We start from the raw sequence: 11,722 nt of genomic DNA, 5'->3' as shown, positions 1-11,722 counted from the left end.
GAAATCATCACTTACGAGAGGATCCTCAGTCAAGGTTTCTGACGAAATCCTCAGTAATGAGCTCTGCTGCTACTATCTGCCCATGGCAGGGGCCCAGGCCACGGCGGGAAACCGCCTCGAGCGACGTAAAACGCAAACACGCAACGCGCTCGTCCGCGCCGCTCAGGGCTTCATCGCTGCCGGAAAGCTCAACGTGCCGGTGCTCGAGATCACGCAGGCGGCCGACGTCGGGATGGGGTCGTTCTACAACCATTTCGACAGCAAGGAACAGCTGTTCGAGGCCGCGGTCAACGACATCCTGGATGCGATCGGCGAACTACTGGACAAGCTCGCCGTGGACGGAGAGGATCCGGCCTTGACGTTCGCCCGCAGCTTTCGGATCGTCGGCCGCTTGTTTCGCCAGCGCCCGGAGACCTCTCGGGTACTGCTCAACACCGGTTTGACCCTGATGCACTCCGACCGTGGATTGGGCCCGCGGGCGTTGCGGGACATCACCGTCGCAGCGGAGGCCGGACGATTCACCGTGACCGACCCGGAGTTGGCCCTGTCGGTGGCGGCCGGCGCCTTGATGGGATTGGGACAGCTGCTACGCACTCAACCCGAGCGCGAGAGCGCCGAGGCTTCCGATAGCGCGACCCGCGGCGTGCTGGTCATGCTGGGCCTGCCCGCCGACGAGGCGGACGAGATCTGCCGGCAGCCCCTACCCGACCTCGACGAGCTCATCGGAAGCGATTCGGTCGCATAGGTACTGCCGCGCAGCGGAATAGACCGGCTTGCCCTTCAGTGCGACCGCGCCTCGTTCTCCTCGAGCATCCGGATTGCGGTGGCGTGCAGTGCCCGCCCGTGGATCTCGAACATCGCACCGAGGTCGACACTGTCGCCTCCGATCTCCTTGGCGATGAACAATCCGTCCGCACCGGCAATCGCATAGGTCGCGAGTTGGCGTATCTGGGCGCCGGTCAGGCCGGCAGCCATGCCCTCCAGGCTGCGTGTCAGCGCGTCGAACGCCTGGTCGCGGACCTCGACGAACATCGCCCGTGCCCGCGGCTCCACCGGGCGGCGTTCGAGTGCCAGCATCAGCCCCAGCCGCAGGAAGTCAGGTGACTCCATCAGCGCCTTGGCGGTTCCGGTTGCGGCGTCCACGAGCCGATCAAGGGCGACCAGGTCGTCCGGCAACTGCCAGACGTTCAGCCAGCTGTTGAAGCTGCGTTCGATGACCGCCGCGATGAGGTCGTCCTTGTCCTTGAAGTGCCAGTAGATGGAACTGGCCGGTAAACCGCACTTTGCGCTGACCGCGCCGATACTCGTTCCCTCGTAACCTCTTTCGGCGGCGATCTCGGTCGCGGCATCGAGGATCTTGGTGCGTGACAGTTCGCCGTCGAGGCGACGCGTCCGGCGCCTCGACCCCTCCGCTGTGGCCATTTTCTCCGCACTCCTTGACTCCGTAGTGATCACTACACTACCGTATCGATCACTACGGAACAAGTGCCGGTCAACGGTGATCCGGCAGCCAGATCGGAGACAGCTATGAGCAGCGCCTCGACGTATGACGTCGCGATCGTCGGCTACGGTCCGGTCGGTGCCACCGCCGCCAACCTCCTCGGCCAGCTGGGCCTGAGAGTCGTTGTGGTGGAACGTGATCCCGATATCTACTTCCGCGCCCGCGCCATCTCGACTGACGAGGAGGTGCTGCGGATCTGGCAGCAGGTAGGCCTGGCGGACCAACTCAACGCCGACATGCAGCCCGGCGCCGGTGCCGATTTCGTCGACGCGCACGGCGTGAGCATCGTCAAGCTGGTGCCCGCGGATCGGGGTAACGGTCACCCACCGCAACAGTTCATCTATCAACCCGCGGTGGAAGGCGTCCTGCGCCGGGGCGTCAGCCGGTTCCCGAACGTCTCGCTCCTCCTCGAGTATGAATGTCTTCGCCTCACCCAACGCTCCGACTCGATCGAACTGATGCTCGCCGATCTGAGGAGAGATCAGTTCATCCGCATCCGGGCCGGCTACGTGATTGCCGCCGACGGTGGCTCGAGCGCCATTCGCGGGCAGCTGGGTGTCGGATTCGCCGGCCGAACGTATTCCGAGCGCTGGATCGTGATCGATACCAAGGTGATCGAGAGCTGGCCCGGGCATGACCAACTTCGCTTCCATTGCAACCCCGAACGCCCGACAGTCGACTGCCCGACGCCGTTAGGACACCATCGGTGGGAGTTCCCGGTCCGCGAAGACGAAGACGAGGACGACCTCCTCAACGAGGACGCTGTCTGGAACGTCCTGAGCCGCCAAGGGATCACCAGGACCAATGTCCAGATCATCGGCTACGCCTGCTACAGCCACCACGTTCGGTTCGCCGACGGATGGCGAGTGGGCCGAGTCTTCCTGGCCGGCGACGCGGCGCACGCAATGCCACCGTGGATCGGCCAGGGCATGTGTGCGGGCATCCGCGACGTCGCGAACCTGTGCTGGAAGTTGCACGCCGTGATCTGCGGAACTCTCCCCGACTCGGTGCTCGACACTTACCAGGCCGAGCGAATGCCCCACGTCAAAGAAGTCACCCGACGCGCGGTCAAGGTCGGCCAAGTCATCATCGAACGCAATCGTCTGCGCGCGGCCGTCCGCGACCGATCCTTCCGCACCGCCAGCAAGGTACCCGGCTTCACCGCGTGGTTACGCAATCATCGGTGGCTACCCGATGCGCAGTACCGCTCCGGGCTGCGCGTCGACAACGGCGTTCCGGCCGCCGGCTGGCTGATTCCACAGCCGTGGGTCGTCGGCGACAACGGCGTCGAGGTCCGACTCGATGACGTCATCGGCGGCAAGTGGGCGCTCCTTCACACCGGCCCCGAAAGCCCCTGGCTGCCGTGGCACCGAGCCGGCGTGCCCGTCATGAAAATCGTTCCGCCGGGCACCATCCGGGACGCAAGCCAGCTCGTCGACCGTGACGGCACGCTCATCGCCTGGCTGGCGAAGAAGAATGCATCGGTCGTTGCCGTTCGACCGGACGGTTTCATCTACGCGGCCGGCAACGACGGTCAGCCGTTGCCCCCTCCCCCGGCGGGGCTGACCGCGCCCGTCGTCCGAGTTAAGGACCACGCATGTTCGGAGTGAAGTGCCAATATTCGTTACGCGTGAACGGTGCTGAGGTCTTCATCGCCGACACCGGTGGTGACGCACCGCCCGTGGTGCTGTTGCACGGTGGCGGCCCCGGCGCGTCGGGACTGTCGAATTACTCCCGCAACATCGAGGCGTTGGCACAGCATTTCCGTGTGCTGGTACCGGACATGCCCGGCTATGGGCGGTCGAGCAAGTTCGTAGACCACAACGACCCGTTCGGGTACCTGGCCGACACGATTCGCGGCCTCCTCGACGAATTGCACATGCCGTCGGCACATCTGGTCGGCAACTCCTACGGCGGCGCGGCGGCTCTGCGGCTGGCCCTGGACACGCCACAGCGCGTCGGCAAGCTGGTCCTGATGGGCCCGGGTGGGATCGGTACAACCCGCGGCCTTCCCACCGACGGACTGAAGAGCTTGCTTTCGTACTACTCGGGTGACGGACCCAGCCGGGAGAAGCTCGCGACGTTCATCCGCACCCACCTCGTCTACGACGGAGCAGCGGTGCCCGACGACCTGATTGACCTGCGCTATCGCGCCTCGATCGATCCCGAGGTGGTGGCCAATCCGCCGCTGCGACGCCCGTCGGGGATTCGGACCCTCTGGCGGATGGACCTGACCCGGGACAAGCGGATCCGTCGGCTCGGCACACCGACATTGGTGCTGTGGGGTCGAGACGACAAGGTCAACCGGCCCGCCGGCGGACCGATGTTGCTGCGGCTCATGCCCAACGCCGAGCTGGTGATGACCTCGCATACCGGACACTGGATGCAATGGGAGCGGTCCGATCTGTTCAACCAGCTCGTCACCGAATTCCTCTCCGCCGAATCGAAACTCGCGATCGCATGACGACCGACGTCTTCGGCAAGGTCCACCTCGGCTACCTCGTCGTCGAAACCGAGAGGTTCTCCGACTGGCGCAGATTCGGCCGCGATGCCATCGGCATGCATCTCGATGAGACGCTGCCCGGGGTTATGCGGTTCCGTCTCGACGACAACGAGTGCCGTTTCTTGTTGCAGCGCGGTCCCGCCGAGGACACCACCGCACTGGGCTGGGAGATCGACGACCACGCCACCTTCGAGGCCATCGAGGCGCGCGTGCGCGGACACGGGGTGCCGGTGACCGAGGGCTCCGCCGAGGAGGCCGCCCTGCGCGGCGTGGAGCGATTCGCGCGATTCCCCGGCCCGAACGGACTGGCCCAGGAGATCTACGTCAGCCCCCGCGCGGGGTCGGAGACGTTGCGGCTGAACGCCAGTGGCGGTTTCATCACCGGACCGGCCGGGGTGGGTCATGTCGCGATCGCCACCAAGAGGCCGCATCAGATGCGCGGCTACTACAGCACCGTGTTCGACGCCCGGCTGAGTGACTACATCGACGAGACGATCAGTGGCCTCAAGTTCAAGATCCGGTTCCTGCGGGTCAACGAGCGTCATCACACGATCGCGATCGCCGCGACAACACGCCTGCCGCTCAACCCGATACGCACCAGAATCCAGCACTGCAACGTCCAGGTCGCCGAGCTGAACGACCTGACGATGGCGCACCAGCGGATCAAGGAACTCGGCTTCGACATGGCCCTGTCGATCGGCCAGCACACCAACGACAAGGAGCTGTCGTTCTACGCGGTCAGCCCGTCGGGTTTCGAGTGGGAGGTCGGCTGGAACCCGATCGTCGTCGACGAATCCACCTGGGAACCAACCACTCACCAGGGCATCAGCATCTGGGGACACACGCCCGAGGGCAACAGCCTCGGTCAGCTGGCGGAACGGCTCATGGCAGGCGCACACTCGGTGCTGCGCGCCGAGCAGACCGTGCCCGCACTCGCTGGAGCCGGCATCGCCGACGACTGAGGAGGACGCCGCGACGAGCCGCATGGACACCCATGCCCATGCCATTCCCGCCGAATACCTGCTGCGCTTCAGGAAACGGGATCAATACACGCTGAGCTCAGGCGCTGGCGCGCAACAGGAATGGCAATAGTAGGCCGGCGAACCGCTCGGGGCATTCGATCTGCGGCATATGGCCGACACCATTGAGCAGGTGCACCTCGGCGTGGGGGTACACCCGCATCGCCTCGGTGATGTGGTGTGAGGGAAGGATGCGATCTCGCGTGCCCCACATGATCAACGTCGGGCGGGGCGTTCGAGCGACGCCGTCGGCGAGTTCTCGGCGCCACTCGGGCCGCACCCCGCGCGGCGTGCCCAGGGCCAGTGCGGTCTCACGCATCACGGCACCGGCATCCGGCTGGGACGCAAGCGCGAACGCGTGGTCGATGCGTTGCCTGGTGGCAATTGCCTTGTCCGCGTGAATCACCCGCTCCATCAGCACCGCACTCATACGGGTGGGCCGTCGAATGCTCATCGCACCAAGCACCGGCATGGTGAGCATCCGCAGCAGCATTGTCACCTCGCTGCCGAAGCCCGCGCTGTTGATCAGCGCCAGGCTGGCAACTCGATCGGGGTGCTCGACGAGCAGCTGCTGAGCGATCGCGCCCCCCAGCGAGTTGCCGACCACATGCACGGGCCTCTTCTCACCGAGCGCATCGAGGGCACCGACGACGCCGCGAGCCAGCACCGGCAAGGTGATGGTTTCCCCGGGGCGCTCGGAGAAACCGAAGCCGGGCACGTCGAGAGAGATCGTGCGGTAGGAGCGGCCCAGCCGTTCGTACTGGGTGGACCAGTCCTCCATGCTGCGTCCGATTCCATGAATCAGTACGAGCGGCGGATTGTCCGGATCGCCGTCGACACGGACTCGGGTGCGCCGCCCATCCACCTCAATGAAGGTGGGTCGCCTCATGCGCGAGTCAGGCCCGAAGCCAGGTCCGAAACCGCCGTTTCCCCAACAGCTGTGCTGAAGCGCAGCGCGGGATCTTCGACGGGGCCCTTCCGCAGCCGGTCGTGATCCGCCCAGTAGTCCATCTCGACAGTCCAGGGACCGGTCGCACCCTGCTGCGGGAACAAGTCAACGGAGCGCTGGACGTAGCCGGCGGAGAAGTCGAGCATCGGACGCTTCTCTATGTTCGGGTCGTCCACGACGGGTACCACCGTCGTGTAGCCATGCCGATCCATGTAGGCGAGCAGCCGGCACAGGTGCTCGCATACCAGGCCGACCTTCAGCGTCCACGACGAGTTCGTGTAGCCGAACGCGAACGCCAGGTTCGGGATGTCGGAGATCATGAAGCTCTTGTAGAGCAGCGACCTGTTCGGGTCCTTTACTTCACCGTCGACGGACACCTGGATGCCGCCCAGCGGAAGCAGCTTCAAACCGGTTGCGGTGACGATGATGTCGGCGTCGAGCGTCTTGCCGGACTCCAGCAGGATCCCGTTCGCGGTGAACCGCGCGATGCGATCGGTGACCACTGACGCCTTGCCCTTCGCGATCGCGCGGAACAGGTCCGCGTCGGGCACCGCGCACAGACGCTGGTCCCACGGGTTGTACTTGGGGTTGAAGTGGGTGTCCACTTCGAATCCCTCGGGCAGCGCCTTGACATTGATGCCTCGGATGATCTTGCGCGCCAGCTTGGGATGGCGCTGGCACAGGTTGTAGATGAAGCGGCCCTTACCGATGTTGAAGCGCCGGGTAGCGGCGTAGGCGGCCTTGGGCGGCAGCACCTTCCGCAACGAGTTGGCGATCGGGTCCTTGCGCGGCAGCGGCATCACATAAGACGGTGAGCGCTGGAGCATGGTGATGTGGTCGACGTCGCCGGCCATCGCAGGGATCAAGGTGACGGCCGTGGCACCGCTGCCGATGACGACGACCTTCTTGCCTGTGTAGTCCAGATCCTCCGGCCAGAACTGCGGGTGCACGATTTCGCCCTCGAAGTCCTCTTCCCCCTCGAAGTGCGGCCGGTGCCCGCTGGCGTAGTCGTAGTAGCCGGTCGCTCCGAACAACCAGTCACACGTCACCTCGAACTGTTCGTCGTCACGCTCCAGGGTGACGGTCCACAGCGCGGCGTCCGAGGCGAAGTCGGCCCGTAACACCTTGTGGTGCAGGTAAATACGTCGGGCCAGGTCGTCCTCATCGATGACCTCGTGTAGGTAGTCGAGGATCTCGTGGGCGTCGGCGATCGCGTTGTCACTCGTCCAAGGCTTGAACTCGTAGCCGAAGGTGTGCAGGTCGGAGTCCGACCGAATGCCCGGATAGCGGAACAGGTCCCAGGTGCCGCCGATCGCGTCGCGGCTGTCGACGATCGCAAAGCTCTTGCCCGGCTGCAGGGTGGCCAGATAGTGACCCATCCCGAGGCCGGAGATACCGGCACCCACGATCAAGACATCGACATGGCCGCGCAGCGGCTGCGTCGGGCGGGCCTGGTTGAGGGAGCTCACAGTCATCGCGGCACTTTCTGGATCAGAACAGGAACTGTAACGTGAATAGTGTTATAGTTTTGCGAACCACTGTCAAGAGTTCCCCAGGAGGTAGGCGATGACCACGGTGCCGGTTCCGCGCCGAGCGCCTGTTCAGGCCCGCAGCCGCCAGACCGTCGCTCGGATCCTGGACGCCGCCGCGGCCATCGCCGACGAGCAGGGTGTGGACGCCGCAACCACCCGGACAATCGCCGACCGCGCCGGGGTGTCCTATCCGTCGCTGTACCGGTTCTTCGCCGACCGTGACGCCATTTTCGACGAGCTGATGGAGCGGCACTGCACGGAGATCGACGCGCGCTGCGTCGCCGCCGAGCAGACGTGGACGATCACCTCGATCGCCGACCTGCTCAACAACGAGATCAACCTGCACGTCGACTACTACCGCAAGCATCCGAGTGCCGCGGGGATGTGGCTGGGCGGGCGGACCTCCCCCACCGTGACCAAACATGTCCACGCTCGAATGCGCACCCTCGCCGACCGGCTGCACAACATCCTCGTCGACGTCGAACTCATCCCCGCCGACACCGACCCGCGGGCCATGCTGGTGGCCGTCGAGATGGCCGATCGCGTGCTCGAGCTGGCCTACCGGGACAACAGCGACTTCGACGAGGCGATCCTGGACATCGGCCGCGGCGCGCTGCTCGCATTCGGCGAATCGCTGGCGGCCCGTCTGTACGCCTGACTTCTACGACACCGACGACGGCGGTGCCATCGTCGAATTCGGCGCGGCCCAATCCGTCGAGACGAATCGGTGGGCGATCAACCACGCCTCGTCGACCGGAGCGAAGACGTCGCGGTAGCGGCCGTAATGGTCCAGCCCGACTTCGGTGAACACCGTGAAGTACGACGACACCTGCGCGCGTTGCGGCGTCAGCTCGGTGAAGCGCACGTTCGTCAGGGTGTGCCGCACGATCCGCTTGACCTGAGGCTGGGCCGTGACAGCCGGCGGGGCAGGGGTCACGCCTCCGAGGAACTCCGCGATCGCGGCGCGGCCGGTCGCCGTGGCGGTCCCGCGGATCTCGAGTATCCCGTCGGGACAGAAGGATTGGGTGAGGTCCTCGAGGCGGCCTGCGTCGCCGGACCAGTTGTACAGGGCCAAGGTGTCCCGGATGCGCTCGCGGGCAACCAGTTCCCACAACTGCATGATTGCTACCTCTCAGCGGTGTTCGAAATGCTGGTAGTCGATCGGGTTGTGCCAGCTGCCGCCCCACGTCCACCCGCGATCGGTGAAGGCCCGCACGGCCGGGTCGCCGGCGTGCAGGATCCCCGGGTCACTGCGGCGGCGATCAAGATAGCGCCCGGCCGTGGTCGGCTCGAGATCACCGGAGCGATCGATGTACGGATTGAGCAGTGGGTTGACGTCGATGGCGCGGCCGTAGGCGTGCAGCGACCAGCTCGTGCTGCCGGGCAGTGGGCGGCAGTTGAAGGCGGAGGTGTTGTTGTCCTCCATCGACAGTTCGTCGGCGGCCCCGGGATAGTGGTCAGGAGTTTGCATCTTCGCGATTGGATAGGCCTTCCGGCGTAGGTCGGCGAAGATCGCGACGATGTCGGCGACCACCTGTTCGTGAACGACGAGCGCGCCGCGATGGGTCTGCCCGTCGAGTCCGAGGTAGTCCACCTCGACACGGCGCAGCTGTTCGGGAGCGACTGGGCAGCCAGGACGCCAGGAGGCGCCGAGCTCCGCCGCGGTCACCGGCGAGACAAGGGCTGCCGGCGTGATGGTCGTGGTCACCGACGACGACGCGCCAGGCGGCCGGTCGGGCGCAGGACTGCACTGCACGAGAACCGCGGCAGCTACCGCAAGCAGAACTCCTGCCCGCCGAATTAGGACACGACCTCCGGCACAGGCTTGCGCCGCCGAGTCGCTCCCCACAGTCCGACGCCGATGCCTACCACCGCGCCGCCGAGCCCGATGATCTGCTGTCCGCGGGTGAGCTCGCTGTGCACGCTGCTTCCGCCTAGAAGGTCGGCCGCGTCGGCGCCGCCGGAAGCCAAGAACCAGCCGCGGGTATTGCGTCCGCGCAGGCCCGCCGAGAGCAGAAGTCCGCCGATCAGCGCGTCGCGGTAGCCCATCGACCGCAGCAGCAGCCGCGCCGACGGACCCGGATCGTTCGGCTCGCCCCACAGTTTGTTGGCACCCATGGGGTCGGCCAGAAAATGCACGCCGGAGGCCAGACGGATACTGCCCGCGACGACCGCGGCCTTATCGATCGACATGTGTTTCCTAGAGGGTCGCGTTGAGCGGGCCGAGGAGCTGGCAGTCGGGCGCGACGTTCTGCCCCAGCCAGACCGGGCAGCCGCGGCCGGTCGCGATGTAGGTGACGCCCGGCTGGTACGGCACCGTGATCGTCGCGGGATCCGCCCCGCGTCCCTGCGCGCAATGCGTGACCCCGTCGGCACCCAGCAGGCACGCGACCGCCTTATACGGACCCCCGCCCGGTCCACATTGCTCCAGTTCCGCCGTCGCGGAGACCCCACCGGGACCGACGACGGGCGGCGACAGGGTGTACGAGCACGGCGGCAGCGGTCCGGCATTCGCGATGGGAGCGGCGATCGCCATGCCGCCGAGGGCCACTGCGAACGCTGTCATGACCACGTACGTCGGCCGAATCATGGCCGAATCCTAGATCATCTAGGCGATTCGTCGACGCGGATTGCGCGGATCAAGAGACGCTCGACCTGGCCTATGCCGGCTCGCTACCGAGCGCGCTGGAATCGGTCCGGGATGTCGCTGTACTCGGCGCGGATCGCGCGCTTGTCCAGTTTGCCGCTGGGCAGCCGGGGCAGCATTTCCGAACGCAGCACGATGTAGCGAGGCACCTTGTAGTCCGACAGCACGTGTTCGCAATGCTGGACCACGGCAGCTTCATCGAGGTTCGAGCCGGCGGCGACAGTGATGATGGCTGCCGGCGTCTCCCCGAACCGGGGATCTGGTGCCGCGATGACGGCGACCTCGTCGACACCGTCGAGCGCGCTTATCGCGGACTCAAGTTCGACCGGTGAAATGTTAATGCCGCCGGAGATGATCAGCTCTTTGATGCGATCACGGAAGGTGATGCGGCCCTGCTCGTCGCGCACACCGACATCGCCGCTGTGCAGCCAACCGTCGCGAATCGCGGCTGCGGTGGTCTGCGGGTCATTCCAATAGCCTGGTGTCACGCCGGGACCGCGGACCACCAGTTCCCCGAGTTCCCCGGGGCCCGCGAGCGATCCGTCGTCGAGCATCACTGCCACCTCGGTGAAGATCGATCCGCTACCGCACGAGTCCGGATGCTCGAGCGCCTCGGCCTTGAGGGTCGCGGTGGCAACGCCGCCGGTTTCCGTCATCCCGTAGATCTGACGCAGCAGCACACCTTTTTCGGCCCAGCGCCGCAACAGGTCGACCGGCACGGCAGCGCCGCCGACGATCGCGGTCTGCAGTGAACTGAGATCGGCGTCCGCGAACTCCTCGGCGCGCGACAATGCGTCGAACACCAGAGGAACGCCGAAAAGTGCACGCACCGAATGGTTCTCGATCAAGGTCACTGCTCGTGACGGGTTGAGCTCTGGCTCGACGATCAAGGTTCCTCCGAGCACCGACGTGATCAACAGCCCGTAGACCAGTCCGGGTGTGAACGCCAGCGGTAACACGAGCAGAGTGACGGTGCCGGGCCGGAAACCCTCCTCGGTGAGGGTGTTCTCCAGCACCATGCCCATCAGCGTGTTGCTGGTGAGTATCACGCCCTTCGACAGTCCGGTGGACCCGCTGGTGAAAATCACGGCGATCGGATCCTCAGGGCCGGGTTCGATCACGAAGTCGTCCGCATCGCCCGTCCGATGGGTATCGACGACGCCGAGGCCCCATACGGTGAAATCGCGTCCGGCCGTGCGTGCTTCGTCAACCACATCGACGTGGGTCGACGCGGCGATGACGGCACTGATGTCGGCATCATCAGCGATCTTCCGCACCTCCGCCGGCTTCAGCCGCGCGTTGAGCGGTACCAGCGTCGCACCGCACTTCATCACGGCCAGTGCCGCGACCGGCCACTGCGGCGTGTTGGGCGCCAGCACTCCGACACGGTCACTTGGCTTGACTCCCTGGTCGGCCAGCCACCTCGCCAGGCGGCCGGTCCACTCGTGCAACTGGCGATAGGTGATCTGTTCGTCGCCGATGATCAGCGCAGTCTGGTCGCCTTTGGTCCTGGCCCACCAGCGCAGTGCAGACGCCACGGTCGCGGCCATCGTCCTCCTCGATCCTGTGAC

13 protein-coding genes are annotated in these 11,722 nt (G+C 65.7%); 5 read left to right on the top strand and 8 right to left on the bottom strand.

Going from position 1 to position 11,722, the window contains the following annotated elements; translation table 11 throughout:
* The first annotated feature begins 82 nt into the window (after positions 1-82).
* A complete protein-coding gene (locus tag AB431_RS09635; RefSeq protein WP_047329727.1) occupies positions 83-745 on the top strand; it encodes a TetR/AcrR family transcriptional regulator in 663 nt (220 codons plus the stop codon).
* Between the two features lie 35 nt (positions 746-780).
* Here AB431_RS09635 and AB431_RS09630 read toward each other — a convergent pair whose 3' ends face one another.
* Positions 781-1,422 carry a TetR/AcrR family transcriptional regulator gene (locus AB431_RS09630; protein ID WP_047329726.1) on the bottom strand — a complete coding sequence of 214 codons (642 nt, stop codon included), beginning with the start codon at positions 1,420-1,422 and terminating at the stop codon, positions 781-783.
* 105 nt (positions 1,423-1,527) lie between these two features.
* Between AB431_RS09630 and AB431_RS09625 the strand changes: the two genes are divergently transcribed.
* Genes AB431_RS09625 through AB431_RS09615 form a run of 3 tightly spaced genes read left to right on the top strand, consistent with a single transcriptional unit; the run spans position 1,528 to position 4,966 of the window.
* Positions 1,528-3,111 carry a bifunctional 3-(3-hydroxy-phenyl)propionate/3-hydroxycinnamic acid hydroxylase gene (locus AB431_RS09625; RefSeq protein WP_047329725.1) on the top strand — a complete coding sequence of 528 codons (1,584 nt, stop codon included), beginning with the start codon at positions 1,528-1,530 and terminating at the stop codon, positions 3,109-3,111.
* On the top strand, positions 3,099-3,965 hold the full coding sequence (locus tag AB431_RS09620; protein ID WP_047329724.1) for an alpha/beta fold hydrolase: 867 nt from the start codon (positions 3,099-3,101) through the stop codon (positions 3,963-3,965). Before AB431_RS09625 ends, AB431_RS09620 begins: the two co-directional genes overlap by 13 nt.
* Positions 3,962-4,966 (top strand): VOC family protein, encoded by a 1,005-nt coding sequence (locus tag AB431_RS09615; RefSeq protein WP_047329723.1) that lies wholly within the window; start codon positions 3,962-3,964, stop codon positions 4,964-4,966. Before AB431_RS09620 ends, AB431_RS09615 begins: the two co-directional genes overlap by 4 nt.
* Positions 4,967-5,063: 97 nt before the next feature.
* Here AB431_RS09615 and AB431_RS09610 read toward each other — a convergent pair whose 3' ends face one another.
* Entirely contained in the window at positions 5,064-5,888 is an 825-nt protein-coding gene (locus AB431_RS09610; protein ID WP_235435868.1) for an alpha/beta fold hydrolase, read from the bottom strand.
* A 20-nt stretch (positions 5,889-5,908) separates the two neighbouring features.
* Complete coding sequence (locus tag AB431_RS09605) at positions 5,909-7,447, bottom strand: NAD(P)/FAD-dependent oxidoreductase (RefSeq protein WP_047329721.1); 1,539 nt, start codon at positions 7,445-7,447, stop codon at positions 5,909-5,911.
* 91 nt (positions 7,448-7,538) lie between these two features.
* Here AB431_RS09605 and AB431_RS09600 point away from each other — a divergent pair, with 91 nt between their 5' ends.
* A complete protein-coding gene (locus AB431_RS09600; protein WP_047329720.1) occupies positions 7,539-8,162 on the top strand; it encodes a TetR/AcrR family transcriptional regulator in 624 nt (207 codons plus the stop codon).
* A gap of 3 nt (positions 8,163-8,165) precedes the next feature.
* Here AB431_RS09600 and AB431_RS09595 read toward each other — a convergent pair whose 3' ends face one another.
* From AB431_RS09595 to AB431_RS09575, 5 genes are all read right to left on the bottom strand, one after another.
* Positions 8,166-8,624, bottom strand: coding sequence for a nuclear transport factor 2 family protein (locus tag AB431_RS09595; protein ID WP_047329719.1), 459 nt, complete (start codon positions 8,622-8,624; stop codon positions 8,166-8,168).
* 12 nt (positions 8,625-8,636) lie between these two features.
* Positions 8,637-9,287 carry a M15 family metallopeptidase gene (locus AB431_RS09590; RefSeq protein ID WP_369803062.1) on the bottom strand — a complete coding sequence of 217 codons (651 nt, stop codon included), beginning with the start codon at positions 9,285-9,287 and terminating at the stop codon, positions 8,637-8,639.
* A gap of 17 nt (positions 9,288-9,304) precedes the next feature.
* Positions 9,305-9,697, bottom strand: coding sequence for a DUF4267 domain-containing protein (locus tag AB431_RS09585; RefSeq protein ID WP_047329718.1), 393 nt, complete (start codon positions 9,695-9,697; stop codon positions 9,305-9,307).
* 7 nt (positions 9,698-9,704) lie between these two features.
* The gene (locus tag AB431_RS09580) at positions 9,705-10,094 is read right to left on the bottom strand and encodes a hypothetical protein (RefSeq protein WP_047329717.1); all 390 of its coding nucleotides are present in this window, start codon (positions 10,092-10,094) and stop codon (positions 9,705-9,707) included.
* Positions 10,095-10,177: 83 nt separating this feature from the next.
* Positions 10,178-11,701: a class I adenylate-forming enzyme family protein gene (locus tag AB431_RS09575; protein WP_047329716.1), complete on the bottom strand. Its 1,524-nt coding sequence runs from the start codon at positions 11,699-11,701 to the stop codon at positions 10,178-10,180.
* Positions 11,702-11,722 lie beyond the last annotated feature (21 nt).

The organism is Mycobacterium sp. EPa45, from assembly GCF_001021385.1.
Lineage (GTDB): Bacteria > Actinomycetota > Actinomycetes > Mycobacteriales > Mycobacteriaceae > Mycobacterium.
Note: the sequence above shows the minus strand (reverse complement) of the source record. Positions and strands in the feature narration are given on the sequence as shown.